Origin of the sequence: Streptomyces sp. NPDC088817 (assembly GCF_044750345.1) — a bacterium.
Classification (GTDB): Bacteria; Actinomycetota; Actinomycetes; order Streptomycetales; family Streptomycetaceae; genus Streptomyces.
The window spans coordinates 708776-735770 of the sequence record NZ_JBIVJN010000001.1 but is presented as its reverse complement, the minus strand read 5'-3'; the positions used below and the strand labels follow the sequence as shown (position 1 = coordinate 735770).

Here is a 26995-nt window from a genome sequence, read left to right as displayed (position 1 = left end):
GCACGGCGATGTTGCCGTGCCGTTACGGAGGTGGGACGTGCTGCCAGTACGGGGACGAAACGGCCGTGTCACCACGCTCGCCAGACTGCTGGGCACCCGCACCGCGTGGACGCCGGTCGGCGACGGCGAGTTCTTCTGCCCCGGCTGCGGCGGGGACCGCAACTACCAGCGGCTGACCGGGCGTCGGCGCTTCACCGTCCTCGGCGTCCCGCTGCTGCCGCGCGGCACCGCGGGTCCGGTGGTCGAGTGCGCCGCCTGCGGAGGGCGCTTCGGCACGGACGTCCTGGACCACCCGACGACCAACCGCTTCTCCGCGATGCTCCGCGACGCCGTGCACACCGTCGCCCTTGCCGTGCTGTCCGCGGGCGGGACGGGCTCCCGCACGGCCCTGGAGACCGCCGCGGCCACGGTTCGCGCGGCCGGCCTGGCCGACTGCACCGAGGAGCAGCTGGCCGCCCTGGTGGAGGCGCTGGCCGCGGACACCGGGCGCGCCTACGAGGACCGGCCGTGCGGCGCGGGCCTGGCCATAGAGCTGCACGAGGCGCTGGACCCGCTCGCCCCGCACCTGGCCCCCGCGGGCCGGGAGTCGATCCTCCTCCAGGCCGCCCGCATCGCCCTGGCCGACGGCCCCTACACCCCCGCCGAGCACGACACCCTCGGTACCGTCGGCGCCGCCCTGACCATCTGCACCAGCGACGTGACCCGCCTCCTGACGGAGGCCCGCACCCCGTCGTGAGACGACCCCCGCCGGACACGGTCACCGCACCGCCCGGGACGGGCCGGAAGGGAGACACGGCACCGTGAACGAGCAGCCCTGGGACGAGCGGACCCCGGGCGTCCTGCGGCTGCCGTCCGGACGGCTGGTGCGAGGCAGGGGCCTGCGCCACCCCCTCGACCCCTCGGCGCCGACCCCGACGTACGGCGTCTACCTCCTCGGCGCACCGCCGCCCGCGACCCCCTGGGCGTCCCACTGGCTGCGCTGGCCCGACTTCCGCCTCCCGGCGGACCGGGAAGCGGCCCGCGCGGTGCTCACCGACGCCTGGACGCGCGCCGCCACCGAACGCGTCGAACTCGCCTGCGGCGGCGGCCGGGGCCGCACCGGCACGGCCCTGGCCTGCCTGGCGGTACTGGACGGCGTCCCGGCCCACGAGGCCGTCGCCCACGTCAGAACCCACTACGACCGGCACGCGGTGGAGACACCGTGGCAGCGGCGGTACGTACGGAACTTCCCGCCGCGGCGGTGAGGCAGGGCGTCCACGGCCTCCGTGCCTACCCCAGCGCCTCCGCGACCACCGCGGCCGCCCGGGCCACCAGAGCGTCGTCGTACGGGGCGTCCTGGGCCGGTTTCGTCGACAGCACGGCCAGGACCACGGGGGAGCAGGACCCGGTCCACGCGACGCCCACGTCGTTTGCGGTGCCGTGGGCGCCGGTGCCCGTCTTGTCCGCGACCGTCCAGGACGGTGGCAGGCCCGCGCGGAAGCGGTTGGTGCTGGTGGTGTTGTTCAGCAGCCAGTGCGTCAGCGTCCGGCGGTCACGACGGTTCAGCGCGTCCCCGAGGACGAGACGGGCGTAGGTGCGGCCGATCGCGCCCGGGCTCGTGGTGTCCGTGAGCCGCCCCGGCTCGGCGGTGTTCAGGTCCGGCTCCCAGCGGTCCAGGCGGGTCACCGGGTCGCCGAGCGTGCGGGCGAAACGCGTGACGGCCGTGGGGCCGCCGAGCTCCCGCAGAAGCAGGTTGCCCGCGGTGTTGTCGCTGAAGCGGATGGCGGCGTCGGCGAGTTCGGCGACGGTCATGCCCGTGGCCAGGTGCGCACGGGTCCGGTCGGAGCCCTCCGGCACCAGGTCGGCCTCGGTGTAGTGGACGCGCCGTGAGAGGACCTCGCCGTGGCGGTCCAGGTCCCGCAGGACCGCGGCCGCCGCCAGGGTCTTGAACACCGAGCACATCGGGAAGCGCTCCTCGGCCCGGTACCGGACGCTCCGGCCGGTGTCGGGGCGGTGGGCGAACACGCCCAGCCGGGCGCCGTGCTCCTGCTCCAGGGCGCGCAGACGCGCGGTGGTGCCGCCGTCCGGCAGGGCGTGCGCGGGCGCGGCCGTGGCGGCCGCCGTCGCCGCGGCGACGGCGGAGGCGGCGGCGGTGGTCAGCAAGGCACGTCGTGTCGGGTGGAACTCTCCCGGGGTTCGGATGGTGTTCTCCTCCGGTCGGCGCGGACGGACGGTCGGTGCGGGCAGAACGATCTCCACACTGACCGACGCCGCGGGGGAAACCGCGGTTGCGCCGCGCCGGGAGCCCGGACCGGGGAGCGGGCGCGGCCACGACCGCGTTCGCCGTGAGCGAGAATGGACCCCATGAGTCTGTTCCGCGACGACGGTGTCGTGCTGCGCACCCAGAAGCTGGGTGAGGCGGACCGCATCATCACGCTGCTCACCCGCGGACACGGGCGGGTCCGCGCCGTGGCGCGGGGGGTACGGCGGACGAAGTCGAAGTTCGGGGCCAGGCTGGAGCCGTTCTCGCACGTGGACGTGCAGTTCTTCGCCCGAGGCAGCGAACTGGTGGGCCGGGGGCTGCCGCTGTGCACGCAGAGCGAGACCATCGCCGCCTACGGCGGCGGGATCGTGACCGACTACGCCCGCTACACCGCCGGGACGGCCATGCTGGAGACCGCCGAGCGGTTCACCGACCACGAGGGCGAGCCGTCCGTCCAGCAGTACCTGCTGCTGGTGGGTGCCCTGCGCACCCTCGCCCGCGGCGAGCACGCCCCGCACCTCGTGCTGGACGCCTTCCTGCTGCGCTCGCTGGCCGTCAACGGCTACGCGCCCAGCTTCGGCGACTGCGCCCGGTGCGGGATGCCCGGTCCGAACCGGTTCTTCTCGGTGGCCTCCGGCGGCTCGGTCTGCGCCGACTGCCGGGTGCCCGGCAGCGTCGTACCCTCGCCCCGGACGCTCGCGCTGCTCGGCGCGCTGCTCACGGGGGACTGGGCGACCGCGGACGCGTGCGAGCCGCGGTACGTCAGGGAGGGCAGCGGGCTGGTCTCCGCCTACCTGCACTGGCATCTGGAGCGCGGGCTGCGCTCACTTCGGTACGTGGAAAAGTAGTCCGAGACAAGGGAGACGAGAAGCACATGGCCGTACGCGGGATCCTGGGGCGCCGGCGCCCGGAGTACAGGGCGCCCGAGCCGCATCCGTCCGGCGCCCGCGCGCCGAAGCTCCCCGGCGAGCTGGTCCCCGAGCATGTCGCGATCGTCATGGACGGGAACGGACGCTGGGCCAAGGAGCGCGGGCTGCCCCGCACCGAGGGCCACAAGGTCGGCGCCGAGCGGGTGCTGGACGTGTTGCAGGGCGGGATCGAGATCGGCGTCGGGAGCATCTCCCTCTACGCCTTCTCCACCGAGAACTGGAAGCGCTCGCCCGAAGAGGTGCGCTTCCTCATGAACTTCAACCGCGACTTCATCCGCAAGAGCCGCGACCAGCTCGACGAACTCGGCATCCGGGTCCGCTGGGTGGGCCGTATGCCCAAGCTGTGGAAGTCGGTCGCCCAGGAGCTCCAGATCGCCCAGGAGCAGACCAAGGACAACGACCGGCTCACGCTGTACTTCTGCATGAACTACGGCGGCCGGGCCGAACTCGCGGACGCGGCCAAGGCGCTCGCGGAGGACGTCAGGGCGGGCCGGCTCGACCCGGCCAAGGTCACCGAGAAGACCATCCAGAAGTACCTGTACTATCCGGACATGCCGGACGTCGACCTGTTCCTGCGCCCGAGCGGCGAGCAGCGCACGTCCAACTACCTGCTCTGGCAGAGCGCGTACGCGGAGATGGTCTTCCAGGACGTGCTGTGGCCCGACTTCGACCGCCGCGACCTGTGGCGGGCCTGCATCGAGTTCGCCTCCCGCGACCGCCGCTTCGGCGGCGCCATCCCGAACGAGGCCCTCCTCGCCATGCAGGGCGAGGGCGAGTAGATCAGCCTGTCTGGGGGTGCCCCCTGCTCGTAGAGCTCGGGGGAGCCTGAGGGCGAGGCCGTAAGGCCGAAAGCGGGGGTCTGGGGGCAGCGGCCCTCAGGACCGGTCACCCCAGACCACCCGCACACACGGGCTCACCCCGCGGAGCAGTCCGCGCAGGTGCCGAAGATCTCGACCGTGTGGGCGACGTTGACGTAGCCGTGCTCCGCGGCGATCGTCTCCGCCCACTTCTCCACCATCGGCCCCTCCACCTCGACCGCCTTGCCGCAGACGCGGCAGACGAGATGGTGGTGGTGCTCGCCGGTGGAGCAGCGGCGGTAGACCGACTCGCCGTCGGAGGTGCGCAGGACGTCGACCTCGCCCGCGTCGGCGAGGGACTGAAGGGTGCGGTAGACCGTCGTCAGGCCCACCGAGTCGCCCCTGTGCTTGAGCATGTCGTGGAGTTCCTGCGCGCTGCGGAACTCGTCGACCTCGTCGAGGGCCGCCGCGACAGCGGCACGCTGCCGGGTGGCGCGGCCCTTCACGGGCGGTCCAGCGGTGGTCACCGGTCGGCCTCCTCACGTCTCGCCTGCGGGCCATTGTGCCAGCCCGGACAGTGCGCGGTCAGGCACCGGCCCCGTCGCCGGCGGCCCGGGTGGCCGGAATCGCGCACTCCGCCGGGTCCCCGGCGGGCCGCGCCGCGGCGAGGGCCCGCGCGCGTCGCCGGGCCAGCGGCGTGGCCAGCGCGGTGAGCGCGATGAACACCGCGATGGTGAGCAGCACGATCGTCGCGCCGGGCGGCACGTCCTGGTAGTACGACGTGACCGTGCCGCCGATCGTCACGCTCACCCCGATGGCGACGGCGATCGCGAAGGTCGCGGCGAAGCTGCGGCTGAGCTGCTGGGCGGCGGCCACCGGGACCACCATCAGCGCGCTGACCAGAAGCAGCCCGACCACGCGCATCGCGACCGTCACGGTCACCGCCGCCGTGACCGCCGTGAGCAGGTTCAGGGCGCGCACCGGCAGCCCGGTCACCCGGGCGAACTCCTCGTCCTGGCTGACCGCGAACAACTGGCGGCGCAGGCCCAGGGTGACCAGTACGACGAAGGCGGCCAGCAGGCAGATCGCGGTGACGTCGGACTGCGAGACCGTGGAGAGCGAGCCGAACAGGTACGACATGAGGTTCGCGTTGGAGCCGCCGGGGGCGAGGTTGATGAACATGACGCCGCCCGCCATGCCGCCGTAGAAGAGCATCGCGAGGGCGATGTCGCCGCGGGTGCGGCCGTACCAGCGGATCAGTTCCATGAGGACCGCGCCCAGGACGGAGACGGCCGTGGCCATCCACACCGGGGAGGTGGACAGCAGGAAGCCCAGGCCGACGCCGGTCATGGCCACATGCCCGATGCCGTCGCCCATGAGGGCCTGGCGGCGCTGGACGAGGTAGATGCCGACGGCGGGCGCGGTGATGCCGACCAGGACGGCGGCGAGCAGGGCCCGCTGCATGAAGGCGTAGTTCAACAGGTCCATCAGCTCAGCAGTCCCGTGCGGATCGGATCGGCGCCCGAGGCGTCGTGGGGGTGTACGTGGTCGTGGCCGGGCAGGGCGTGCTGGCCGACCGCCTTCGGGGGCGGCCCGTCGTGCAGCACACAGCCGTCGCGCAGCACCACCGCCCGGTCGATCAGGGGCTCCAGGGGGCCCAGCTCGTGCAGGACGAGCAGCACCGTCACCCCGGCGGCCACCTGCTCGCGGAGCGTGCTCGCCAGCACCTCCTGGCTGGCCAGGTCGACGCCCGCCATCGGCTCGTCCATGATCAGCAGCTTGGGTTCGGCGGCGAGGGCGCGGGCGATCAGCACGCGCTGGTGCTGACCGCCGGAGAGGGCGTCCACCGAGTCCTTCGCGCGGTCCGCCATGCCGACCAGCTCCAGGGCCCGCCGTACGGCCGCGTGGTCGGCCTTGCGGAAGATCCCGAAGCGGGTGCGGGAGAGCCGGCCCGAGGAGACGACCTCGGTGACCGTCGCCGGGACGCCGCCCGCGGCGGTCGTGCGCTGCGGTACGTAGCCGACGCGCGCCCAGTCGCGGAAGCGGCGGTGCGGGGTGCCGAACAGCTCGATCTCACCGGCGCTCACCGGCACCTGGCCGATGACACTGCGCACGGCCGTCGACTTGCCGGAGCCGTTGGCGCCGAGCAGCGCGACGACCTCGCCGCGGCGCACGGCGAGGTCGATGCCCCGCAGGACGGGGCGCGAGCCCAGGTCGGCGCGGACTCCGCGCAGGGATATGACGGGTTCCGCGGTGTCGCTGCTGACGTCCATGACGCCCTCCGTCGTGCTCACTTGGCGCCCAGAGCCTGTCGCAGCGCCTTGAGGTTGGCTTCCATGACCTGGAAGTAGTCGGTGCCGCGGGACTTGTCGGTGATGCCCTCCAGCGGGTCGAGGACGTCCGTCCTCAGCTGCGCGTCCTTGGCGAGGGTCTTCGCCGTCTTGTCGCTGACCAGCGTCTCGTAGAAGACGGTCGTGACGCCGTCGGCCTTCGCCGTCTCCTGGAGGTCCTTCACCCGGGCCGCGCTGGGCTCGGACTCCGGGTCGAGGCCGTTGATGGCCTCCTGGGTCAGGCCGTAGCGCTCGGCGAGGTAGCCGAAGGCGGCGTGGGTGGTGATGAAGACCTTGTTCCTGGTGTCCTTCAGGCCGGTCTCGTACTTGGTGTTGAGCTCGCCGAGCTGTTCGACCAGGGCGGCGGTGTTCTTGCGGTAGTCGGCCGCGTGGTCCGGGTCGCCCTTCTCGAAGGCCTTGCCGACGCCCTCGGCGATCTGCGCGTAGCGCACCGGGTCGAGCCAGACGTGCGGGTCCTTGCCGCCGTGCTCCTCGTCGTGGTGGGCGTCGTGCTCGTCGGCGTGGCCGCCGACGTCGGTGCCGTGCTCCTCCAGCGTGGTCAGGGACGCGGCGTCGACCTTCGTCGCGATCCCGGACTGGGCGACGGCCTCGTCGACGTTGGGCTGGAGGCCCTTGAGGTAGAGCACCGCGTCGGACTTCTCGAGCTGCACGGTCTGCTGGGCGCTGATCTCCAGGTCGTGCGGTTCCTGGCCCGGCCGGGTGAGACTGGTGACGTGGACGTGGCTCCCGCCGATCCGCTCGGCGAGGAAGGCCATCGGGTAGAAGGACGCGACGACGTCGTACTTTCCGCTGCCGGTGCCGCTCGCGTCGGCGGAGGAACAGGCGGAGAGTCCTCCGAGGCCGAGCGCGGTGACCGTCAGGACCGTGGAGCCGGATATGAGGCGTCGTCGTACGTTCATGAGTGTCATTTTCAACTGAAATGGAAACGGTTGTCAACAAGCGTCGTGGCGGGCCCGAAAAGGGCCGTTACCCGGCACCGATTTGGTCGAGGGGGAGCCACCGCCGGTACCCTGAAGCATTCGCTCGTGAAGCGTCTCGCTTCGTCGCCCGTCGTCGTAATGAAGAGAGCACCGTGGCCGCCGACAAGATCGACACCATCGTCAGCCTGAGCAAGCGCCGTGGCTTTGTATTCCCCTGCAGTGAGATCTACGGCGGCCAGCGTGCCGCCTGGGACTACGGGCCCCTGGGTGTCGAGCTCAAGGAGAACCTCAAGCGCCAGTGGTGGCGCTACATGGTGACGTCCCGCGAGGACGTGGTCGGCATCGACTCGTCCGTGATCCTGGCGCCCGAGGTCTGGGTCGCCTCCGGTCACGTCGCCACCTTCACGGACCCGCTGACGGAGTGCACCTCCTGCCACAAGCGGTTCCGCGCCGACCACCTGGAAGAGGCCTACGAGGAGAAGAAGGGCCGCGCCCCGGAGAACGGCCTCGCGGACGTCAACTGCCCCAACTGCGGCAACAAGGGCCAGTTCACCGAGCCCAAGCAGTTCTCGGGCCTGCTCTCCACCCACCTCGGCCCCACCCAGGACTCCGGCTCCGTCGCCTACCTGCGCCCCGAGACCGCCCAGGGCATCTTCACCAACTTCGCCCAGGTGCAGACCACCTCGCGCCGCAAGCCGCCGTTCGGCATCGCCCAGATGGGCAAGTCGTTCCGCAACGAGATCACGCCGGGCAACTTCATCTTCCGCACCCGTGAGTTCGAGCAGATGGAGATGGAGTTCTTCGTCAAGCCGGGCGAGGACGAGACGTGGCAGGAATACTGGATGGAGCAGCGCTGGAACTGGTACACGGGCCTCGGCCTGCGTGAGGAGAACATGCGCTGGTACGAGCACCCGAAGGAGAAGCTCTCCCACTACTCCAAGCGCACCGCCGACATCGAGTACCGCTTCCAGTTCGGCGGCAGCGAGTGGGGCGAGCTGGAGGGTGTCGCCAACCGCACCGACTACGACCTCTCCTCCCACGCCAAGTCCTCCGGCCAGGACCTGTCGTACTTCGACCAGGAGGCCGGCGAGCGCTGGACGCCGTACGTCATCGAGCCGGCGGCCGGTGTCGGCCGGGCGATGCTCGCCTTCCTGCTCGACGCCTACGTCGAGGACGAGGCGCCCAACGCCAAGGGCAAGATGGAGAAGCGCACGGTGCTGCGTCTGGACCACCGTCTGGCCCCGGTGAAGGTCGCGGTGCTGCCCCTGTCGCGCAACCCGGAGCTGTCGCCCAAGGCCAAGGGCCTGGCCCAGGCCCTGCGGCAGAACTGGAACATCGAGTTCGACGACGCCGGCGCCATCGGCCGCCGCTACCGCCGCCAGGACGAGATCGGCACGCCGTACTGCGTCACCGTCGACTTCGACACCCTCGAGGACAACGCGGTGACCGTCCGCGAGCGCGACACCATGAAGCAGGAGCGCGTCTCCCTCGACCAGATCGAGGGCTACCTGGCCGGCCGCCTCGTCGGCTGCTGACCCGGTAACCCCCGGCAGTACCTCAGAGCGCCGGACGGCCGCCGAGATCTCTCTCGGCGGCCGTCCGGCGCTCGCCGTTCCTCAACGGCCTTGCAGGGCCTTCACGTTGTCGCCGAAGGTCCAGTTCTTCGACCCGTCCCAGTTGATCGACCAGGTCATCAGGCCCTTCAGACTCGTGCCGTAGTGGCGCCAGGCCTCGGAGACCAGCGAGGGTGCCATGTGACCGCCGCCCGCGCCGGGCTGGGCGGGCAGGCCCGGGACCTGCTTGTCATAGGGGACCTTGACCGTCGTGCCCTGGATCACCAGGCCCTTGGCGAGGCAGTCGGTCTGGGCGGTGAAGCCGGCCACGGTGCCCGCCTGGTAGGAGTCGCCGGAGCAGCCGTACATGCTGCCGTTGTAGTACTGCATGTTCAGCCACCACAGGCGGCCGTTGTCGGCGTACTTCTTGATGATCGGCAGGTACGCGCCCCAGATCGAGCCGTAGGCGACGCTGCCGCCGGTGACGTAGGCGGTCTCCGGGGCCATCGTCAGGCCGAAGTTCGACGGCATCTGCGCGAGCACTCCGTCGATGATCCGGACCAGGTTGGCCTGGGACGTGGAGAGCTGGTTGATGTTTCCGCTGCCCGTCAGGCCCGTCTCGATGTCGATGTCGATGCCGTCGAAGTTGTACTTCTTCAGGATGGGCACGATCGTCGCGACGAACCGGTCGGCCACGGTGGACGAGTTGAGGTCGACACCGGCCGTCGCGCCGCCGATGGACAGCAGGATCGTCTGCCCGGACGCCTTGGCCGCGCACATCTCCGCCGGCGTCGCCACCTTCACGCCCGTGTCCATGCCGTCCTGCCACAGGGCCGTTCCGTCGGAGCGGATGACCGGGAAGGCCGCGTTGATCACGTTGTAGCCGTGCGCGGGGATGCGCGAGTCGGTGATCGGCGTCCAGCCGAAGGGCGGATGGACGCCGTTGGCGGAGCCGTCCCAGTTCTCCCAGTAGCCCTGGAGCTCCTTGCCCGCGGGCCTGGACTTCACGGCGCAGGTGTCGGCGGTGGGGGCGGCCGAGGCGGTGGGGGCCAGGGCGACGGAGAGCTGGGTGAGGCAGGCGGCGGCGAGGGCGGCGGCGAGCAGACGCAGTCTGCGGCGGATCATACGGAGCCTCCCGGTGGGGGTGCGGTGAGGTGTCGTAGGCATGACAGTGCTCGTGGTCCAGACCTCTCGTCAATAGGTCTGGACCAAATTGCCAGGCCGGTGGCCGCGCGCCGCCCGAGGGGTTTGGCGTGACAGCTGACAGATATTGAAATCTGTCAGCTGTCATGCCAAGCTGATCGTGGGTACCCGTTCAATCCGCCCTCCGAGCACCTCAAGGAGCCCTCATGGACACCCGCCACCTCGGAACCACCGGCCCCCAGGTCTCCGCCCTCGGCCTCGGCTGTATGGGCATGTCCGCGCTGTACGGCGAGGCGGACCGGACCGAGTCCGTCGCCACCGTGCACGCCGCCCTCGAAGCGGGCGTGACCCTGCTCGACACCGGCGACTTCTACGCCATGGGCCACAACGAGATGCTGGTCGGCGAGGCCCTGCGCACCGCTCCCGCGGCCCGTCGCGAACAGGCCCTGCTCAGCGTGAAGTTCGGCGCCCTGCGCGACCCGGACGGCAACTGGTCCGGCTACGACGGCCGGCCCGCCGCCGTGAAGAACTTCGCCGCCTACTCCCTCCAGCGCCTCGGCGTCGACCACATCGACATCTACCGGATCGCCCGGGTCGACCCGGACGTGCCGATCGAGGAGACGGTCGGCGCCATCGCGGAACTCGTCGAGAAGGGACACGTCCGGCACATCGGCCTCAGCGAGGTCGGCGCCGACACGATCCGTCGGGCCGCCGCCACCGCGCCGATCTCGGACCTCCAGATCGAGTACTCGCTCGTCTCCCGCGGCATCGAGGACCGGATCCTGCCCACCACCCGCGAACTCGGCATCGCCGTCACGGCCTACGGGGTGCTCTCGCGCGGTCTGATCTCCGGGCACTTCGGCCGCGACCGCAAGCTCGCCGCGAACGACTTCCGGGCCCACTCGCCCCGCTTCCAGGGCGAGAACCTCCAGCACAACCTGGACCTCGTCGAGGCCCTGCGCAAGGTCGCCGAGGGCAAGGGCGTCACGGTCGCGCAGACCGCCATCGCCTGGGTGCTCTCGCGGGGCCCGCGGCACGGCACGGTCATCGTCCCGCTGATCGGCGCCCGCACCCGGGAGCGGCTGGCGGAGGCACTGGGCGCGACGGCCGTCACGCTGGACGAGGCCGACCTGGCGGCCATCGAGCAGGCCGTCCCGGCGGACGCCGTCGTGGGCGAGCGCTACCCCGAGGCGCAGATGGCCCACCTGGACAGCGAACGCTGACCCGGGCGACGGGTACGGTCTAGGGCATGCCACCCACCACCGAGACCCTGACCGCCGAGCGCATCCTGGAGGCCACCGAGGAGGTGCTGCGCCGCCACGGCCCGGCCAAGGCCACCGTGGTGGACGTGGCCCGCGCGCTCGGTGTCAGCCACGGCAGCGTCTACCGGCACTTCCGTACGAAGGCCGCGCTGCGCGAGGCGGTGACCAAGCGGTGGCTGGACCGCACGTCCGAGGCCCTCGCCGGCATCGCCGCCGACCAGCGGGACCCGGAGGACCGGCTGCGCGACTGGCTGCGGGAACTGTTCGCGGCCAAGCGCCGCAAGGCGGGCGACGACCCCGAGCTGTTCGCCACGTACTCGGTGCTCACCGGGGAGAACGGCGCGGCGGTCGGCGAGCACATCGACGACCTGACCGCCCAGCTCACCCGGATCGTCCGGGACGGCGTCACCGCCGGCGTCTTCACGGCCGCCGACCCGGCCGTCGCGGCCCGGGCCCTGTTCCATGCCACCGGCCGCTTCCACGACCCGGGTCATGCCCGGGAGTGGAAACGGCCGGCGATCGAGGAGGAGTTCGAGGCGGTGCTCGAACTGGTGCTGGGCGGACTACGAGCCCGTCAGCACCCTGTCACCTCCCGGGTCAGGTCACGTCCACGGTGACCGTCGCGGAGCGCGTGTTGCCGTGCACCACACGCAGTTGCTGCTTGCCCTTGGCCGCGAGCTTCGTGGACACCGTGTAGGTGTCGCCCTTCTTGACCACGGTGGTCGCGCGCAGCGTGGTCCACCTGCCGTTGCTCAGGTGCTGGACGGTCAGCCTGCTGCCGGCCGCCAGGTGCGCGGTGCGACCGGAGAGCGTGATGCTCTCCCCGGCCCTGACCGAGCGGTGGCTGGCCCTGACCGTGATCGACTCGGCCGCCCGGGTGGGCATGGCGGTGTGCGTCCGGGTGGGCATCGGGCTCGGACGGGGCGCTGCGAAGGCCCCGACGGAGCCGGCCGACACCAGCGCGGCGGACAGAGCGCCCACGGCGACTCCACGGACACAGCGGCTGCGCAGTGTGAGATGCATGGTGGTCTCCCGTTGATGGTTCCCCCCTGCGTCGCGCATGACCCGAAGGGCTCATCGCGCTCATCCAGATTTGCCGTGGATCGCCGGCGCGGCGACTCGGGAGGAGTAACGGGGAGCTGTGAGTGAGCGGTACTTTGATGAGAAGCCGCAGCTCAGCGGCCATGATCTCGCTTACCTCTTTCTTACCAAGCGCCCCGGCGGCGCCCCGCCCCGAACCGGCGGTCACCGACGGGAACCACTCGTAAGCGATCCGCGAGCGGCTCCGGACTCAGGCGCCGATGCCCGCGGCCTGCCGCACCTCGTGCTCCTGGAGCCGCTCGGCCGTGCGTTCGGCGGTCCCCCTGGCCCACCGGCCGCTGGTGACCGCGCCCAGCGCCAGCACCGCGGCACCGCACACCACCAGCACCCACCATCCGTACCGGGCCGCCGGAACGAACGCGTCCCGGTAGGACGAGGAGCCGACCCCGGCGGCCAGCAGCGCGCCGACCACCGCGACCCCGAGGGTCTGTCCGAGCTGGCGGCTGGTGGAGGCGACCGCGGCGGCGACCCCGGCCTGGGCGCGCGGCATCCCGGAGACGGCCGTGTTGGTGATCGGCGCGTTGACGAAGCCGAAGCCGACACCGAACAGGACGTACCCGATGACGAGCGTGAGGTCGGAGGTCTCCGCCTCGAACGCGGCGAACAGCACCGCGCTCACCGTCATGGCCGTTCCGGCGATCAGCAGGGGCAGTCGCGGCCCCCGGGTGCCGATCAGCCGCCCGGACAGCGGCGCGCACAGGAAGGTCGGCGCCGCCATCGGCAGCATCCACAGGCCGGCGTGCAGGGCGTCGAGGCCGCGCACGTTCTGGAGGTAGAGCGTGGACAGGAACAGGAAGCCGCCGAGCGCCGCGAACGCGCTGATCGCGACGACGGTGGCCCCGCTGAACGGCGCCGAACGGAAGAAGCGCAGGTCGATGAGGGGTTCGGCGCGGCGCGGCTCGTACCACAGGAGGCCGAGCAGGGCGGCGAGCGCGACGACGGCGAAGGGCAGGATCGTGGCGAGGCCGGAGACCGGGGCCTCGATGATCGCGTACGTCAGGGCGCCGAACAGGGCGATGACCAGGATCTGGCCGACCGGGTCGGCCCTGCGGGCCCTCGGCGCGCGGGACTCGGGAACGAAACGCGCGGTGAGCAGCAGGGCGGCCAGGGCCACCGGCAGGTTGATCCAGAAGATCGAGCGCCAGCCCACCGACTCCACCAGCAGGCCGCCGACGAGCGGGCCGGCGGCCATGGATATGCCGACCACCGCGCCCCAGGCCCCGATCGCGCGGGCGCGCTCGCGCGGGTCGGTGAAGGTGTTGGTGATGATCGACATGGCGACCGGGTTGAGCATCGAGCCGCCGACCGCCTGCAGCATGCGGAACACGACCAGCAGTTCCAGGTCGGGCGCGAGGGAGCACAGCAGCGAGCCGATGCCGAAGACGACCAGCCCCGCCATGAAGACGCGTCTGCGGCCGATCCGGTCGGCCGTGGAACCGGCGAGCATCAGCAGCGAGGCGAGCACCAGCGTGTACGCGTCGATCGTCCACTGGAGACCGGAGGTGCTCGCGTGCAGCTCGCGCTGCATCGAGGGCAGGGCGACGTTCAGGACGGTGTTGTCCAGGCTGACGATCAGCAGGCTCATGCAGCAGATCGCGAGGACAAGGTGCCGTCGTCGATGGCTGAGCTCGGGCATGCGTTCCATGGTACGGGATTTCAATAGTGCGGTTAACTAATGACTGCTACATGATCTGTGCCGATACGGGAGAGCCGATACGCGACAATGGGGGAATGCCCATGCCCGAGTCCCCCCTCCAGATCGGCCCGCACACCGTCCGGCCGCCCGTGGTGCTGGCCCCCATGGCCGGTATCACCAACGCGCCCTTCCGCACCCTGTGCCGGGAGTTCAGCCAGGGCAAGGGCCTGTACGTCAGCGAGATGATCACGACCCGGGCGCTGGTCGAGCGCAACGAGAAGACCATGCAGCTCATCAGGTTCGACGCGAGCGAGCGCCCGCGCTCGATCCAGCTGTACGGCGTGGACCCGGCCACGGTCGGCAAGGCCGTCCGCATGATCGCGGAGGAGGACCTCGCCGACCACATCGACCTCAACTTCGGCTGCCCGGTCCCCAAGGTGACCCGCAAGGGCGGCGGCTCGGCCCTCCCCTACAAGCGCAACCTGCTGCGCGGGATCCTGCGCGAGGCGGTCGGCGGGGCCGGTGACCTGCCGGTCACGATGAAGATGCGCAAGGGCATCGACGACGACCACATCACCTACCTCGACGCCGGAAGGATCGCGGTCGAGGAGGGCGTGACGGCGATCGCGCTGCACGGCCGCACGGCCGCCCAGCACTACGGCGGCACGGCGGACTGGGACGCCATCGCGCGCCTGAAGGAGCACGTGCCGGAGATCCCGGTGCTCGGCAACGGCGACATCTGGTCGGCCGAGGACGCGCTGCGGATGGTGCGGGAGACCGGCTGCGACGGTGTGGTCGTGGGCCGCGGCTGCCTGGGCAGGCCGTGGCTGTTCGCCGACCTGGTGGCGGCGTTCGAGGGGCGGGTCCAGGACCTGGCCCGCCCGTCCCTGCGCGAAGTCGCCGACGTCATGGTCCGGCACGCCACCCTGCTCGGCGAGTGGATCGGCGACGAGTCGCGCGGTGTGATCGACTTCCGCAAGCACGTCGCCTGGTACCTGAAGGGCTTCGCGGTCGGCTCCGAGATGCGCAAGCGGCTGGCGGTCACCTCCTCGCTGGAGGCACTGCGCGCCGGCCTCGACGAACTGGACCTCGACCAGCCCTGGCCGGCGGGCGCCGACGGGCCCCGTGGCCGCACCTCCGGCAACAACCGGGTGGTCCTGCCGGACGGCTGGCTGAAGGACCCCTACGACTGCGCGGGCGTCGGCGAGGACGCCGAACTGGACACCTCGGGCGGCTGAGCGGGAACGTTCGACCGTTGTGCCGACGGCGGGCCGGGCCGGGATCCGGCCCGGCCCGCCGTCGGTCCGGCGGTCAGCGCTTCGACGGGTGCGGTGTGGAGCCGTACGCCGTCAGGAAGTGATCGCGGAAGTCGCTCATCTTCCACACCGGGGCGTCGTGGTCGGGGCGCAGGCCCTCCGTCCAGCCCCAGTCGGCGATCTTGTCCAGGACCTTCGGGTCCCTGGCGACGATCGAGCAGGGCACGTCGCGGCTGGCGTGGTCGCCGCTGACCCGGGCGTTGGGCTGGTGGTCGCCGAGGACGACGAGCACGGTGTCGTCCTTGCCGTAGCGCTCCAGCCACTGGGTCAGGGCGGTCACGGAGTACTCGACCGACTTGCCGTACTCCTCGCTGGAGCGGGTGGAGCTGGTGAGGACGTCGGCCGGCCTGTTGCCGGCCGCCTCGATGGGCTTGAACACCGAGCCGTCGCCGAGCTGGTCCCAGCCGACCATCTTCGGTATGGGCGCCCAGGGCTGGTGGCTGGAGGTCAGGATGACGAACGAGGTCAGCGGCTTGTCGCGCTTCTTGCCGTGCTCCAGACGCTGGAAGGCCTCCAGCGCGTACTGGTCGGGCATCGTCGACCAGCTGAACTTGGGCCCCGCGTAGCCCATCCGGAAGGCGTTGTAGACCTTGTCCAGGCCGTACCACTTCGACTCGGGCCAGCCCTTCTGCACGCCCGGCATGATGCCGACCGTGTCCCAGGCGCCGGTCTTCTTGAAGGCCTCGGTCAGGGTGAGGTGGTCGCCGGAGGTCACCGTGCGGTAGCGGTTCTGGTTGTCGACCCACAGGCCCGACATGAACGTGGAGTGGCCGAGCCAGCTGCCGCCTCCGTACGTCGCCGACGTCAGCCAGCCGCTCCTGGCGTGGAAGCCCGCGTCGGCGAGGGCCCGCGTGCTGGTATCGAGGGTCTTGGTGACGCCCGGCGCGGGGATCGGGTCCTCGATCGCGCTGCGGCCGTAGCTCTCGATGAACGTGAAGATCATGTCCTTGCCGCGCAGGTCCGGCACGAGCTCGTCGGCCGGGGTCTGGCCGAACCGGTCGGCCTCCGCCGTCCTCGAGAAGTCCCGCTCGTCGCGGATCGTGGAGCGCAGTGCCTGCTCGTGGTACTTGACCATGACGACCGTGTGCTGGGAGGCCACCGGGATGCCGGAGATCTGTATGTCCAGGGCCATGCACGTCATCCACACCACGCTGGCCATCAGCAGCCCGCGCGTCGAGCGGGCCTTGTCGCGGCCCAGGTAGTCGCCGACGCGGACGACCGCGAGGACCATCACGGCGAGCACCGCCAGCACGAGGAGGACCACGCCGACGGCGGCGAGCAGCGCGACCGTCCCGCCGAGGGTGTCCGCCAGGTACGACTGCGCGTCGTCCAGCAGTTCCCAGTCGAGGACCACGTTGAAGCTGCGGCCCAGGTACTGGTTGAACTCGATGTCCATCACGTTCAGCAGGGTCAGCACGCCGAGCGCCAGCCCGCCGAGCACGGCCGCGGCCAGCCGCGGCCTGCGCGGCAGCACGAGCAGCACGGCGCCCAGGAGCAGAGCCTCCACGGGCAGCCGCGTGAACGCCGCGGCCTGGAACTGCGCCTCCTTGTTCGGCAGCAGAAGCGCGGCGACGACGAGGAGGAGCGCGAGCAGGGTCACCCCGTGGGACACCCGGCCCGCGGCCACGGGATGCGCCCCCTTCCAACGACGCCAGCCCCGGCGAAGCTGCCAGGGCCGGATCGCCGGGGTCTCGGCGGGCTTGGCGGTGGGTTGGGTGGCCGCGTCGGTTTCGGCGGCGGGTTCGGTGGCCTGGGCGGGTTTGGCGGCGGCCTCGTCGGTGTTGTCGGGCTCTGCGGCCTCGCCGGTGGCCTCGGCGCCCTCGGCGGTGGGCTCGGCGGTGGGCTCGTCAGTGTCGTCGGGCCTGGCAGCGGTGTCGGCGGGTTCGGCGGCCTGAGCGGTCTGGGCGGTCTCGGCGGGCTCGCCGGTCTGGTCGCCCTTGGCGGGCTCGGTGGAGTCCTCGGCAGGCTCGGCGGTGTCCTCGGTGTCCTCGTCGGTCTCGGCGGTGGATTCGGCGGCGGCCTCGCCGGAAGCTTCGGTGTCGGAGGCGGGGGCCCCGCCGTCGGCGGCTTTCGCCTCCTCGGTCTCGGATGCCGCGCCCGGCTCCGCCGGGTCAGTTGGTGTGCCCGAGTCCGATGGTGCACCCGATGACTGGCGTGTATCCGTGTGCTGAGGCACCCGAAGGTCCTTCCGTGCGCGGCGTCGCTGAGGAGGCGGGCCACGCGGGGGCCCACCGCACTCCCGTACGGCCAGGCCCTCATCCGTGTTCACGGGCGCCGGGCAAACACCCGGCAAACGGCTCCCGGCCAACGGGGCCGGAAGTCGTCCGCATGGTGATATTCGAGCGCTTGTGGCAGCGTGATTCTCGCCACCCTTGATAAGGGTTGCGCTCAGATGAGCGGATCTTGAGCGGCTGCACTTCTCCAATGGGTGGCACTCAGTGCCACCCATTGATCGTTCATCGATCGAAAACAGGCGAGACGAGAGCCGCTCATCTGAGCGGCCAGGTCAAGTCTACGAGCGTTGATTCGTTCAAGAAGTGAAAACATCTGCACCCGACGGCTTGCCAAGCCTTGACTTTCGATCCGCTGGCGGACGACTGGTTACGGGCGCATGACCCACAAGTGGACGTACCCATCGGCCTTTGATCTGGGTATGTTCCTCGCCGTCAGGGCAGCCACCGCGTCCTCGAGGAGTCGAGACCCGTGTCGGAAAACAAAGATCTCCAGGTAGCCGATCGCGGCAACAGTGTTGACGGCGTGAAGTTCGTCTACGACTTCACCGAGGGCAACAAGGACCTCAAGGACCTGCTCGGCGGCAAGGGCGCGAACCTGGCCGAGATGACGAACCTGGGCCTTCCGGTCCCTCCGGGCTTCACGATCACCACCGAGGCATGCAAGGTCTACCTCGACAGCGGCGAGGAGCCCGCGGCACTCCGTGACGAGGTGAGCGCGCACCTCGACGCGCTCGAGCAGAAGACGGGCAAGAAGCTCGGCCAGCCCGACGACCCCCTGCTGGTCTCCGTCCGCTCCGGCGCGAAGTTCTCCATGCCCGGCATGATGGACACCGTCCTGAACATCGGCCTCTCCGACAAGTCCGTGCAGGGCCTGGCCAAGCAGGCCGGCGACGACCGGTTCGCCTGGGACTCCTACCGTCGCCTGATCCAGATGTTCGGCAAGACCGTCCTCGGCGTCGAGGGCGACCTCTTCGAGGACGCCCTCGACAAGGCCAAGGAGTCCAAGAAGGTCACCGTCGACACCGAGCTCGAGGCCGCCGACCTGAAGAAGCTGGTCACCACCTTCAAGAAGATCGTCAAGAAGGAGGCCGGCCGCGACTTCCCGCAGGACCCGCGCGAGCAGATGGACCTCGCCATCAAGGCGGTCTTCGACTCCTGGAACGGCGAGCGCGCCAAGCTCTACCGCCGTCAGGAGCGCATCCCGCACGACCTCGGCACGGCCGTCAACATCTGCTCCATGGTGTTCGGCAACCTCGGCCCCGACTCCGGCACCGGCGTCGCCTTCACCCGCGACCCGGCCACGGGGCAGCAGGGCGTCTACGGCGACTACCTGCAGAACGCGCAGGGCGAGGACGTGGTCGCGGGCATCCGCAACACCGTCCCGCTGGCGGAGCTGGAGCGGATCGACAAGAAGTCGTACGACCGGCTGATGCAGATCATGGAGACGCTGGAGAACCACTACAAGGATCTCTGCGACATCGAGTTCACCATCGAGCGCGGCCAGCTCTGGATGCTGCAGACCCGCGTCGGCAAGCGCACCGCCGGTGCCGCGTTCCGCATCGCCACCCAGCTCGTCGACCAGGGCCTGATCGACGAGGCCGAGGCCCTGAAGCGGGTCAACGGAGCCCAGCTCGCGCAGCTGATGTTCCCTCGCTTCGACGAGGAGGCCAAGGTCGAGCAGGTCGCCCGCGGCATCGCCGCCTCCCCGGGCGCGGCGGTCGGCAAGGCGGTCTTCGACTCGTACACCGCCGTCAAGTGGTCCCGCTCGGGCGAGAAGGTCATCCTGGTCCGCCGGGAGACCAACCCCGACGACCTGGACGGCATGATCGCGGCCGAGGGCATTCTGACCTCCCGCGGCGGCAAGACCTCCCACGCCGCCGTCGTCGCCCGGGGCATGGGCAAGACGTGCGTCTGCGGCGCGGAGGACCTGGAGGTCGACACCAAGCGCCGCCGGATGACGGTCCCCGGCGGGCACGTCGTCGAGGAGGGCGACGTGATCTCCATCGACGGCTCCACCGGCAAGGTGTACCTGGGCGAGGTCCCGGTCGTCCCGTCCCCGGTCGTCGAGTACTTCGAGGGCCGGATGCACCCGGGCGCCGACGACGCGGACGAACTCGTCGAGGCGGTCCACCGGATGATGGCCTTCGCCGACCGCAAGCGCCGCCTGCGGGTGCGCGCCAACGCCGACAACGCCGAGGACGCGCTGCGCGCCCGCCGCTTCGGCGCCCAGGGCATCGGCCTGTGCCGCACCGAGCACATGTTCCTCGGCGACCGCCGCGAGCTGGTGGAGCGGCTGATCCTCGCGGACACCCAGGCCGAACGCGAGGAGTCCCTCAAGCAGCTCCTGCCGCTCCAGAAGAAGGACTTCGTGGAGCTGTTCGAGGCCATGGACGGCCTGCCGGTCACGGTCCGCCTGCTCGACCCGCCACTGCACGAGTTCCTGCCCGACATCACCGAGCTCTCGGTGCGCGTGGCCCTCGCCGAGTCCCGGCAGGAGCCGCACGAGAACGAGCTGCGCCTGCTCCAGGCCGTGCACCGCCTGCACGAGCAGAACCCGATGCTCGGCCTGCGCGGCGTACGCCTCGGACTGGTCGTCCCCGGCCTGTTCACCATGCAGGTCCGTGCCATCGCCGAGGCGGTCGCCGAGCGCAAGGCAGCCAAGGGAGACCCACGCGCCGAGATCATGATCCCGCTGGTGGGCACCGTCCAGGAGCTGGAGATCGTCCGCGAGGAGGCCGACCAGGTCATCGCCGAGGTCGAGGCGGCGACCGGCACGCGGCTCAAGCTGGCGATCGGCACGATGATCGAGCTGCCGCGGGCCGCGCTGACCGCGGGCCAGATCGCCGAGGCGGCCCAGTTCTTCTCCTTCGGCACGAACGACCTGACCCAGACGGTGTGGGGCTTCAGCCGCGACGACGTCGAGGCGTCGTTCTTCACCGCCTACCTGGAGAAGGGCATCTTCGGGGTGTCGCCGTTCGAGACGATCGACAGGGACGGCGTGGGCTCCCTGGTGAGGTCCGCGGTCCAGGCCGGCCGGGCCACCCGCCCCGACCTCAAGCTCGGCGTGTGCGGCGAGCACGGCGGCGACCCCGAGTCCGTCCACTTCTTCCACGAGGTGGGCCTGGACTACGTCTCCTGCTCCCCCTTCCGCATCCCGGTGGCACGCCTGGAGGCCGGCCGGGCCTCGGTCGAGGCGGAGGGCAGCGACCACCGGTAACAGACCCCGGAGTCCGCGTCGTGGTCCCCGACCCTCATGACCGATTGCGACGTGGACTCCGGTCCACGAAAGGAGAGGGGCGGCGTCCCGTGCGGGGACGCCGCCCCTCTGCGACGTCGGAGCACCCGGCGGCGCACACGGGCCTCGGACCTCAAAAGTCCCTCAGATACGTGGACTGCCCACACATCCCTGCCTAGGGTCGCGATCATGCCCGACATATCGCTGACCGTGGTCGTCCTCCTGTGCCTCGCCGCCTTCGCGGCCGGGTGGATCGACGCCGTGGTCGGCGGGGGCGGCCTCCTGTTGCTGCCGGCGCTGCTGCTGGGACTGCCCGGCGGCACCCCGGCCGCCGCCGCGCTCGGCACCAACAAGGCGGTCGCCATCGTCGGCACGACCGGCGCGGCCGTCACCTACGTCCGCCGGGCACCCGTGGACGTCCGTACCGCTGTCCGTATCGGGCTGGCCGCGCTCGCCGGGTCGTCCGCCGGGGCGTTCTTCGCGGCCGGGATGAGCACCGAGGTGCTCAAACCGGTGATCATGGTGGTGCTGCTCGGCGTGGGAACCTTCGTGATCCTGCGCCCCTCCTTCGGTACCGCCCCGGCGCCCGGTCCGGCCACCCGCCGCCGGATCCTCGCGGCGATCGGCCTCGCGGGCCTCGGCATCGGCTTCTACGACGGACTCATCGGCCCCGGCACCGGCACGTTCCTCGTCCTGGCCCTGACCGCCGTGCTCCACCTGGACCTGGTGACCGCCTCCGCCACCGCGAAGATCGTCAACTGCTGCACCAACGCGGGAGCCCTGGCCACCTTCGCCTGGCAGGGTGTGATCCTTTGGCAACTGGCGGCGGTGCTGGCCGTGTTCAACCTGGGGGGTGGCGCGCTCGGCGCCCGTACCGCGTTGAAGAAGGGCAGCGGCTTCGTCCGGATCGTGCTGCTGACGGTGGTGTTCGCCCTGGTGGCGAACATGGCCTATCGGCAGTGGGTGGCGTAGACCGCTTGCCCGGACCGCGCCGGAATCAGCGGCGGCTGCCGGTCAGATGGGCGAAGACGACCACGTTGCCCTGGTAGCCCGTGCTCCTCGAATAGCCGCCTCCGCAGGTGATGACGCGCAACTCCGGGCGTTTGGCGACGCCGTAGACCTTCTCGTCGGGGAAGGCCTTGGCCTCGTAGACCTCGATGGCGTCCACGGTGAAGACGGCGACCCCGCCGTCGCGGCGGTCCACCTCGATGGCGCTGCCCTTCTTCAGGGCACCGAGGTTGTAGAAGACGGCGGGTCCCTGGGCGTTGTCGACATGGCCGGCGACGATCGCGGTGCCCCGCTCGCCGGGTGTGGTGCCCGCCTCGTACCAGCCGGCCAGGTTCTTGTTACCTGCGGGAGGGACGTCGAGGCTGCCGGACTTCGTCAGACCGAGGCCGGTCAGCGGGGCGTCGATCCGGATGGACGGGATGCGGATGCGCACGGGCGGGGACGGCGGCAGCGCGGGGGCGGAGCGCCCTTCCTCACCGGGGTCGAACACGCCCTGGGCCGCACCGGGCTGGGGCGGGGCGTGCGTCTCGGCGCCGCTGTGCAGCAGCCACACGCCGGAGCAGAAGGCGACCACGGTGACGGTCGCTATCGCGGTGTTGCCTATGCGCATGGGGACGACCTTTCCAGGAACCCCGCGGGCTTCCTTCCGGCCCCCTCCAGGCCCCTTCCGGGACCCCTCCCGGACTCGGTGCCCCGCACCCCCCTCCGGGGCGCGAGGGGCGTCGCACCCGGAGGGGGGAGGGGACGTGCGGTACCTGCGGACGGACAGCGGAGGGTGTCCGTCAGATCCCGTCGCCTCTCGCCCGGCGATGCAGGAGCCAGGTACCGCCCGCGGCGGCGACGGCGAGAGCCGCCACACCGGCCGCGGTCCGCACGGGGTCGCGGCCCAGCCCGCCGCCGACCCCCGTCTTCACACTCCCCCGGGGCTCCACCTGCCCCTGCGCGGCCATCAGCGTGACGATCAGGTCGCCCTTGACCTCCCGGTCGCCGTCGGCGCACTGCGCGACGATCTCGTACGTCCCCGGCTGCGCGCTGTCCGGTACCCGGAACCGCCCCACCGCCTCGCCCTCGCGCGAGCCGGGCGCCAGCGTGAAGGGCCCCGCGCCGACCGCGCTGGCGTCGCCCGCCGCCGACGCCTTCTTGCCGCATCCCCTGGTGTTCACCGTGACCTGACCGCCCGGTTCGACCGAGTACGGGGACACCTCCAGGCTGCCGCCGGAGGCGCCGTACACGGGCGCGGCCAGACCTCCCACGGCGGACGAGGCGACCACGGCGAGCACGGCCCCGGCCACGGCCCTGGCCGGCGGACGGGCGGCGGTACGTCGCATCGGTGCTCCTCCGGGCTCGCTCCACGGCGGCACGACCCGCGACACCTTGCAGGTGCCGGCCTCGGTCGTGCCCTTGCCCTTCCGAGGTAAAGCGCCCACGCCCGCCGCCGCTCCCTGAGGGCGCGTCAGAAATACGGTGAACGGGTGCCGAAGCACCCGCCCCGCACGGGCCCCGGGGCGGGGATTTGACCAGGTCAAGCCCAACCTGCCGACGTCACGTCGAGGACCACCCGGAAGGGCGCGCGGCACGGGGGTGACGGATGACCGACGCGCGAGGGCCGGGAAGGCGGCGTGTGCGTGCCACGGTGTGGCACCTGATAGCACACGGGCGATATCATGAACCCATGACGGCACAGCCCGAGATCACTCAGCGCGACCTGCGCACGAAGTCCAAAGAAATCATGGATGCCGTCCAGGGTGGTCAGTCCTTCACCGTCACCCGGGACGGGCACCGCATCGGAGAACTGATCCCGCTGCGGCGCCGCCGACGTTTCGTTCCGCGGGGCGAGTTCGCCGCCATGTCCCGGAGCGCCCCCGACATCTCCCTGGATGCCTTCCGCGTCGACCAGGACGCCACCGTCGAGCAGGAGCCGCACGATCCCTATGCCCGGTGAGCGCCGTCCTGTCGAGCACGAGCAGGGAATCCTCGACACCGACATCATGATCCTGCGCAGGTGGATCGACCCGCGGGAGCTGCCCGCCGAGATGGCCATCACGGCCATCACCCTGGCCGAACTCTCCGCGGGCCCCCACCAGGTGCGCGGCAACGCCGAACAGGACGACTACGACGAGCACGCCGAGCGCGCCCGGCGAACGGATGTCCTCCAGCGCGCCGAGAACGAGTTCGATCCCATTCCCTTCGACGTGGAGGCGGCCCGCGTCTACGGCCGGGTCTGCGCGGCCGTCGTCGGTTCGGGCCGCAGGCCCCGGCGCCGCATCGCCGACCTGATGATCGCCTCGATCGCCATCGCCGAGAACCTGCCCCTCTTCACCACCAACCCGGATGACTTCAAGGGCCTGGCCGACCTGCTCACCGTCGTGCCCGTCACCCGTCCCGTGGTGCTTCACGACCGGTAGGCGGCAGACTTCGACGGTGCGTGATCACGTGGAAGCATCGACAGGGTTGTGGCTGCGCCGCTGGTCGGCCGGGGACGTGCGGGCGGTTCTGACCGCGTTCGCGGACCCTCTGATGCGCGGACAGGCCAGTGAGCCGGTGACATCGGCGGACGCGGTGGAGCGTTGGCTCGCGGGGCAGAGCGAGCGGTGGCGGGACGGTTCGGCCTTCGCGTTCGCCGTCGTCGACAGGCGGGACACCGTGCTGGGCAATGTGGCGGTGGGCGCGGTCAACCGGCGTCACGCGACCGGATGGGTCTCCTACTGGACCGTCCCGGCCGCCAGGGGCCGCGGTGTCGCCTCCCGGGCCTGCCGGTCCCTGGCCCGCTGGGCCTTCGACGACGCCGGACTCTTCCGCCTGGAACTCGGCCACCGGGTCAACAACCCGGCCTCCTGCGCGGTCGCCACGGCGGCCGGCTTCGCGGCGGAGGGGGTGGAGCGGCAGAAACTGGAGTACGACGGCGCCCGCTTCGACGTCGAACGCCACGCGCGCCTTGCCACGGACGTGGACCCCGACGGCATGTAGCGTCCTGGTGCGCTCTCCGCCGCGCCGCTAGTCGTCGTCCGGCTCCGTCGGCAGGGTGGGGCCGGGGTCCTCGTTCGGCAGCATGACCAGGCGTACGGCCATCTGGCGGGAGCCGGGGGGCCGGTCGCCCGGCTCCGTCACGTACTTGTGCACCAACGTCCGGTACTCCTCGACGAACGCCTCCGTCTGCTCCTTCGTCATCCACAGGCCGGAGCGGTAGATCTGGTTCCAGCCCGCCGAAGTGTCGTAACCGGCGTACGCCTTGACGACCAGGTTCAGGTCCTGCGTCGTCGCGTTCCAGCCCGTCGTGGCGGACTTCCTCGCCGGGGAAGGAGGCCGCCGAGGCCTACGAACCGTCAGGCCGAGGATCCGCTGTCGACGACCAGGTCGGCGCCCACCACCGCGCCGGCCGCGGGCGAGGCGAGATAGAGCACCGCGGCCGCCACTTCTTCGGCTTCCGCGACCCGGCCGAGCGGGTTCTCTGTCTTCACTCGCTCGGCACGGTCGGCCTCGCTCTCGCCGGGCCGCAGCGACATGGGAGCAGCCGAGGTGCCGGGGCTGACGGCGTTGATGCGGATGCCCTGGTGGATGTGGTCGAGAGCGGCGGCGCGGGTCAGCGCGGAGACCGCTGCCTTTGAGGTGATGTACGCGGCAGCGTTCGGGATCCGCCGGTGTGCGCCCAGGTTGGAGGAGATATTGACGATGGCGCCGCCACCGTTTCCCTTCATGTGCGCGATCTCGTGCTTCATGGCCAGCCAGACGCCGGTGACGTTGGTTCGCAGCACCGCGTCCCAGTCCTCCTCGCTCACCTCACCGGCGGCTACCGCGCCGCGGAGTACCCCGGCGTTGTTGACCGCGATGTCCAGTCCGCCGAAGCGGGCAACGCTCTCGCGCACCAGGTTTCGGAGTTGGCCGGAGTCGGTGACATCTGCGGGGACGGCGGTGGCCGTGCCGCCGGTGGCCTCGATGAGGCCGACCGTCTCGTCCAGGGAGGCCGCGGTGCGTCCCGCGGCGACCACGGATGCGCCCTCGGCGGCGAAGGCGAGCGCTATCGCGCGGCCGAGGCCGGAGCCTGCGCCGGTGACAAGGACGGTCTTGCCGGTGAAGCGGTTCATTCCAGTGGCTCCCTTGAGTGATGGATTACTCGGCGCGGTGGTTCAGAAGGGCCGCAACGGCGAGAGCGGCTCCTGCTGCGGCCAGGGACGAGGCATCGTTGCCGAGCGTGAGCAGGATCGCGAACAGGACGGTCGGGCCGAATTCCATCGCGGTGTTCAGCACGCCGCCCGCGAGCCCGGTCCCCTGCTGCGGCACGCCTTCGGTGGCGAGCACGGCGGCTCCCGCGAAGGAGGCCGCCGCGCCGGCCGACAGCAGCACGAGGCCCGGCAGCAGTCCGTACCCGTAGGAGATGTGTGCGTTGATCCCGGTGAGCGCGAGGAGGGCGAGCCCGGCCGCACCGGTGCCGAGCCCGAACGCTGTGACGGTTCGGGCCCCGTACCGGCCGATGAGCGGTCCCGCCGCCCGGCCCGAGGCGATCAGCGCAACAGCGAACTGCGGCGGGTCGACTCCGACAGTGGGGCAGTGGCAGCCGGGAGCGGTGAACGAGCTGCGACCCGGTGTCTACGTCTTCAATGACGCCACCCAACTGGCCATCGGCACTTGTGGGGTGGAGGATCTGGCGCTGGTCGCCGCGGCGACGGTGATCAGTGTTCCCGCCCCTGACCGTTTTGTGTTGGACGTCGGTAGCAAGGTCCTCGGCTCCGACCGGTCGTCCTGGGTGACGGGCCACGGATACCTGCCCCAGTTCCCGCAGGGAACCATCGCCGGGTTGTGGGAGCATCACGCCGTTGTCCGGCTTCCGGACGGTGTGCGGGGACCACGCCTTGGGTCGGTCGTCGCCGTCGTCCCCAACCACATCTGCACGCCGGTGAACCTCGCCGATGAGCTACTGGTCGTCCAAGACCGGAAGGTGATCGACCGTTGGCAGGTAACGGCACGAGGCGCCAATACCTGAGCGTTGGTTCAGGCCGAAAGCCTGCGGTGGCAGATCAGTGTGGCTGCCATCCCGGCGAAGGCGAGGAAGTGTTCGGCGGGGTCGTCAGTCGCCTGGTCGGTCACAGGGCAGGCCTCCCCGCACGGTCCGCGCGAAGGCCGTCCAGGCGGTCGGGGTGATGTGGAGGGCGGGGCCGGTGCGGTGCTTGGAGTCTCGTATGGCGATGGTGGTGGGGATGTTGGTCGCCACTTCGACGCACTCGCGTTCGGGGTTGCTGTAACTGGACTTGCGGTACTGGAAGTCGGGCACGG

29 protein-coding genes are annotated in these 26995 nt (G+C 71.0%); 14 read left to right on the top strand and 15 right to left on the bottom strand.

What is annotated here, in order from left to right; all coding sequences use genetic code 11:
- The first annotated feature begins 37 nt into the window (after positions 1-37).
- Both ACIP4X_RS03420 and ACIP4X_RS03415 read left to right on the top strand, forming a co-directional pair.
- Positions 38-736, top strand: coding sequence for a TerB family tellurite resistance protein (locus ACIP4X_RS03420; protein WP_358729426.1), 699 nt, complete (start codon positions 38-40; stop codon positions 734-736).
- Between the two features lie 64 nt (positions 737-800).
- Positions 801-1244 carry a protein phosphatase gene (locus tag ACIP4X_RS03415; RefSeq protein WP_358729427.1) on the top strand — a complete coding sequence of 148 codons (444 nt, stop codon included), beginning with the start codon at positions 801-803 and terminating at the stop codon, positions 1242-1244.
- 25 nt (positions 1245-1269) lie between these two features.
- Here the strand turns inward: ACIP4X_RS03415 and bla are convergent, their stop codons facing one another.
- Positions 1270-2142 (bottom strand): class A beta-lactamase, encoded by an 873-nt coding sequence (bla, locus tag ACIP4X_RS03410; RefSeq protein ID WP_358729428.1) that lies wholly within the window; start codon positions 2140-2142, stop codon positions 1270-1272.
- 201 nt (positions 2143-2343) lie between these two features.
- Between bla and recO the strand changes: the two genes are divergently transcribed.
- The gene (gene recO / locus ACIP4X_RS03405) at positions 2344-3090 is read left to right on the top strand and encodes a DNA repair protein RecO (protein ID WP_358729429.1); all 747 of its coding nucleotides are present in this window, start codon (positions 2344-2346) and stop codon (positions 3088-3090) included.
- A 26-nt stretch (positions 3091-3116) separates the two neighbouring features.
- Positions 3117-3950, top strand: coding sequence for an isoprenyl transferase (locus ACIP4X_RS03400; protein ID WP_358729430.1), 834 nt, complete (start codon positions 3117-3119; stop codon positions 3948-3950).
- Between the two features lie 134 nt (positions 3951-4084).
- Here the strand turns inward: ACIP4X_RS03400 and ACIP4X_RS03395 are convergent, their stop codons facing one another.
- Genes ACIP4X_RS03395 through ACIP4X_RS03380 form a run of 4 tightly spaced genes read right to left on the bottom strand, consistent with a single transcriptional unit; the run spans position 4085 to position 7218 of the window.
- Positions 4085-4495, bottom strand: coding sequence for a transcriptional repressor (locus tag ACIP4X_RS03395; RefSeq protein WP_358729431.1), 411 nt, complete (start codon positions 4493-4495; stop codon positions 4085-4087).
- Between the two features lie 58 nt (positions 4496-4553).
- Positions 4554-5456 (bottom strand): metal ABC transporter permease, encoded by a 903-nt coding sequence (locus ACIP4X_RS03390; RefSeq protein ID WP_358729432.1) that lies wholly within the window; start codon positions 5454-5456, stop codon positions 4554-4556.
- Positions 5456-6241 (bottom strand): ATP-binding cassette domain-containing protein, encoded by a 786-nt coding sequence (locus ACIP4X_RS03385; RefSeq protein ID WP_391453122.1) that lies wholly within the window; start codon positions 6239-6241, stop codon positions 5456-5458. Before ACIP4X_RS03385 ends, ACIP4X_RS03390 begins: the two co-directional genes overlap by 1 nt.
- 17 nt (positions 6242-6258) lie before the next feature.
- On the bottom strand, positions 6259-7218 hold the full coding sequence (locus ACIP4X_RS03380) for a metal ABC transporter substrate-binding protein (protein ID WP_358729434.1): 960 nt from the start codon (positions 7216-7218) through the stop codon (positions 6259-6261).
- Positions 7219-7391: 173 nt separating this feature from the next.
- On the opposite strand from ACIP4X_RS03380, the gene ACIP4X_RS03375 reads away from it, so the two are divergent.
- Positions 7392-8774: a glycine--tRNA ligase gene (locus tag ACIP4X_RS03375; RefSeq protein ID WP_358729435.1), complete on the top strand. Its 1383-nt coding sequence runs from the start codon at positions 7392-7394 to the stop codon at positions 8772-8774.
- Positions 8775-8855: 81 nt separating this feature from the next.
- Here ACIP4X_RS03375 and ACIP4X_RS03370 read toward each other — a convergent pair whose 3' ends face one another.
- Positions 8856-9917, bottom strand: coding sequence for a glycosyl hydrolase family 18 protein (locus ACIP4X_RS03370; RefSeq protein ID WP_391453125.1), 1062 nt, complete (start codon positions 9915-9917; stop codon positions 8856-8858).
- A 224-nt stretch (positions 9918-10141) separates the two neighbouring features.
- Here ACIP4X_RS03370 and ACIP4X_RS03365 point away from each other — a divergent pair, with 224 nt between their 5' ends.
- The gene (locus ACIP4X_RS03365; RefSeq protein WP_358729437.1) at positions 10142-11158 is read left to right on the top strand and encodes an aldo/keto reductase; all 1017 of its coding nucleotides are present in this window, start codon (positions 10142-10144) and stop codon (positions 11156-11158) included.
- A 26-nt stretch (positions 11159-11184) separates the two neighbouring features.
- Positions 11185-11814: a TetR family transcriptional regulator gene (locus tag ACIP4X_RS03360; protein ID WP_358729438.1), complete on the top strand. Its 630-nt coding sequence runs from the start codon at positions 11185-11187 to the stop codon at positions 11812-11814.
- Here ACIP4X_RS03360 and ACIP4X_RS03355 read toward each other — a convergent pair.
- Together ACIP4X_RS03355 and ACIP4X_RS03350 are read right to left on the bottom strand one after the other, a co-directional pair.
- Positions 11795-12220: a hypothetical protein gene (locus tag ACIP4X_RS03355; RefSeq protein ID WP_358729439.1), complete on the bottom strand. Its 426-nt coding sequence runs from the start codon at positions 12218-12220 to the stop codon at positions 11795-11797. The two genes, ACIP4X_RS03360 and ACIP4X_RS03355, sit on opposite strands and share 20 nt — an antisense overlap.
- A gap of 268 nt (positions 12221-12488) precedes the next feature.
- Positions 12489-13934: an MFS transporter gene (locus tag ACIP4X_RS03350; protein ID WP_358729440.1), complete on the bottom strand. Its 1446-nt coding sequence runs from the start codon at positions 13932-13934 to the stop codon at positions 12489-12491.
- A gap of 95 nt (positions 13935-14029) precedes the next feature.
- Between ACIP4X_RS03350 and dusB the strand changes: the two genes are divergently transcribed.
- A complete protein-coding gene (dusB, locus tag ACIP4X_RS03345; RefSeq protein WP_391453129.1) occupies positions 14030-15172 on the top strand; it encodes a tRNA dihydrouridine synthase DusB in 1143 nt (380 codons plus the stop codon).
- A 73-nt stretch (positions 15173-15245) separates the two neighbouring features.
- Here dusB and ACIP4X_RS03340 read toward each other — a convergent pair whose 3' ends face one another.
- A complete protein-coding gene (locus ACIP4X_RS03340; protein ID WP_401346387.1) occupies positions 15246-17426 on the bottom strand; it encodes a CDP-alcohol phosphatidyltransferase in 2181 nt (726 codons plus the stop codon).
- 527 nt (positions 17427-17953) lie between these two features.
- Between ACIP4X_RS03340 and ppdK the strand changes: the two genes are divergently transcribed.
- Together ppdK and ACIP4X_RS03330 are read left to right on the top strand one after the other, a co-directional pair.
- Entirely contained in the window at positions 17954-20701 is a 2748-nt protein-coding gene (ppdK, locus tag ACIP4X_RS03335; protein WP_358729443.1) for a pyruvate, phosphate dikinase, read from the top strand.
- 207 nt (positions 20702-20908) lie between these two features.
- The gene (locus tag ACIP4X_RS03330; protein WP_401346385.1) at positions 20909-21691 is read left to right on the top strand and encodes a sulfite exporter TauE/SafE family protein; all 783 of its coding nucleotides are present in this window, start codon (positions 20909-20911) and stop codon (positions 21689-21691) included.
- 25 nt (positions 21692-21716) lie between these two features.
- On the opposite strand, the gene ACIP4X_RS03325 is transcribed toward ACIP4X_RS03330, so the two are convergent.
- Positions 21717-22337, bottom strand: coding sequence for a class F sortase (locus ACIP4X_RS03325; RefSeq protein ID WP_391453132.1), 621 nt, complete (start codon positions 22335-22337; stop codon positions 21717-21719).
- Between the two features lie 172 nt (positions 22338-22509).
- On the bottom strand, positions 22510-23055 hold the full coding sequence (locus ACIP4X_RS03320; RefSeq protein ID WP_358729446.1) for a hypothetical protein: 546 nt from the start codon (positions 23053-23055) through the stop codon (positions 22510-22512).
- 344 nt (positions 23056-23399) lie between these two features.
- On the opposite strand from ACIP4X_RS03320, the gene ACIP4X_RS03315 reads away from it, so the two are divergent.
- Genes ACIP4X_RS03315 through ACIP4X_RS03305 form a run of 3 tightly spaced genes read left to right on the top strand, consistent with a single transcriptional unit; the run spans position 23400 to position 24694 of the window.
- Positions 23400-23669 carry a type II toxin-antitoxin system prevent-host-death family antitoxin gene (locus ACIP4X_RS03315; RefSeq protein WP_358729447.1) on the top strand — a complete coding sequence of 90 codons (270 nt, stop codon included), beginning with the start codon at positions 23400-23402 and terminating at the stop codon, positions 23667-23669.
- Entirely contained in the window at positions 23659-24132 is a 474-nt protein-coding gene (locus ACIP4X_RS03310; RefSeq protein WP_391453134.1) for a PIN domain-containing protein, read from the top strand. Before ACIP4X_RS03315 ends, ACIP4X_RS03310 begins: the two co-directional genes overlap by 11 nt.
- A 28-nt stretch (positions 24133-24160) precedes the next feature.
- On the top strand, positions 24161-24694 hold the full coding sequence (locus ACIP4X_RS03305) for a GNAT family N-acetyltransferase (protein ID WP_401346380.1): 534 nt from the start codon (positions 24161-24163) through the stop codon (positions 24692-24694).
- A gap of 27 nt (positions 24695-24721) precedes the next feature.
- Here the strand turns inward: ACIP4X_RS03305 and ACIP4X_RS03300 are convergent, their stop codons facing one another.
- The 3 genes from ACIP4X_RS03300 to ACIP4X_RS03290 form a co-directional block, all read right to left on the bottom strand.
- On the bottom strand, positions 24722-24895 hold the full coding sequence (locus ACIP4X_RS03300) for a hypothetical protein (RefSeq protein WP_401346377.1): 174 nt from the start codon (positions 24893-24895) through the stop codon (positions 24722-24724).
- A 155-nt stretch (positions 24896-25050) separates the two neighbouring features.
- Complete coding sequence (locus ACIP4X_RS03295; RefSeq protein ID WP_358729451.1) at positions 25051-25809, bottom strand: SDR family oxidoreductase; 759 nt, start codon at positions 25807-25809, stop codon at positions 25051-25053.
- Positions 25810-25834: 25 nt separating this feature from the next.
- A complete protein-coding gene (locus tag ACIP4X_RS03290; protein WP_391453140.1) occupies positions 25835-26068 on the bottom strand; it encodes a hypothetical protein in 234 nt (77 codons plus the stop codon).
- 220 nt (positions 26069-26288) lie between these two features.
- Between ACIP4X_RS03290 and ACIP4X_RS03285 the strand changes: the two genes are divergently transcribed.
- The gene (locus ACIP4X_RS03285) at positions 26289-26705 is read left to right on the top strand and encodes a hypothetical protein (protein WP_391453142.1); all 417 of its coding nucleotides are present in this window, start codon (positions 26289-26291) and stop codon (positions 26703-26705) included.
- Positions 26706-26789: 84 nt separating this feature from the next.
- Here ACIP4X_RS03285 and ACIP4X_RS03280 read toward each other — a convergent pair whose 3' ends face one another.
- Entirely contained in the window at positions 26790-26993 is a 204-nt protein-coding gene (locus ACIP4X_RS03280) for a DUF397 domain-containing protein (protein ID WP_358729453.1), read from the bottom strand.
- Positions 26994-26995 lie beyond the last annotated feature (2 nt).

Bases quoted from the DNA above. Each gene is read 5' to 3' on its own strand.
- recO (WP_358729429.1), top strand. From the start codon at position 2,344: ATGAGTCTGTTCCGCGACGACGGTGTCGTGCTGCGCACCCAGAAGCTG.
- ACIP4X_RS03400 (WP_358729430.1), top strand. From the start codon at position 3,117: ATGGCCGTACGCGGGATCCTGGGGCGCCGGCGCCCGGAGTACAGGGCG.
- ACIP4X_RS03390 (WP_358729432.1), bottom strand. From the start codon at position 5,456: ATGGACCTGTTGAACTACGCCTTCATGCAGCGGGCCCTGCTCGCCGCC.
- ACIP4X_RS03385 (WP_391453122.1), bottom strand. From the start codon at position 6,241: ATGGACGTCAGCAGCGACACCGCGGAACCCGTCATATCCCTGCGCGGA.
- ACIP4X_RS03380 (WP_358729434.1), bottom strand. From the start codon at position 7,218: ATGAACGTACGACGACGCCTCATATCCGGCTCCACGGTCCTGACGGTC.
- ACIP4X_RS03370 (WP_391453125.1), bottom strand. From the start codon at position 9,917: ATGATCCGCCGCAGACTGCGTCTGCTCGCCGCCGCCCTCGCCGCCGCC.
- ACIP4X_RS03365 (WP_358729437.1), top strand. From the start codon at position 10,142: ATGGACACCCGCCACCTCGGAACCACCGGCCCCCAGGTCTCCGCCCTC.
- ACIP4X_RS03360 (WP_358729438.1), top strand. From the start codon at position 11,185: ATGCCACCCACCACCGAGACCCTGACCGCCGAGCGCATCCTGGAGGCC.
- ACIP4X_RS03355 (WP_358729439.1), bottom strand. From the start codon at position 12,220: ATGCATCTCACACTGCGCAGCCGCTGTGTCCGTGGAGTCGCCGTGGGC.
- ACIP4X_RS03350 (WP_358729440.1), bottom strand. From the start codon at position 13,934: ATGCCCGAGCTCAGCCATCGACGACGGCACCTTGTCCTCGCGATCTGC.
- dusB (WP_391453129.1), top strand. From the start codon at position 14,030: ATGCCCATGCCCGAGTCCCCCCTCCAGATCGGCCCGCACACCGTCCGG.
- ACIP4X_RS03330 (WP_401346385.1), top strand. From the start codon at position 20,909: ATGCCCGACATATCGCTGACCGTGGTCGTCCTCCTGTGCCTCGCCGCC.
- ACIP4X_RS03325 (WP_391453132.1), bottom strand. From the start codon at position 22,337: ATGCGCATAGGCAACACCGCGATAGCGACCGTCACCGTGGTCGCCTTC.
- ACIP4X_RS03320 (WP_358729446.1), bottom strand. From the start codon at position 23,055: ATGCGACGTACCGCCGCCCGTCCGCCGGCCAGGGCCGTGGCCGGGGCC.
- ACIP4X_RS03315 (WP_358729447.1), top strand. From the start codon at position 23,400: ATGACGGCACAGCCCGAGATCACTCAGCGCGACCTGCGCACGAAGTCC.
- ACIP4X_RS03310 (WP_391453134.1), top strand. From the start codon at position 23,659: ATGCCCGGTGAGCGCCGTCCTGTCGAGCACGAGCAGGGAATCCTCGAC.
- ACIP4X_RS03300 (WP_401346377.1), bottom strand. From the start codon at position 24,895: ATGACGAAGGAGCAGACGGAGGCGTTCGTCGAGGAGTACCGGACGTTG.
- ACIP4X_RS03295 (WP_358729451.1), bottom strand. From the start codon at position 25,809: ATGAACCGCTTCACCGGCAAGACCGTCCTTGTCACCGGCGCAGGCTCC.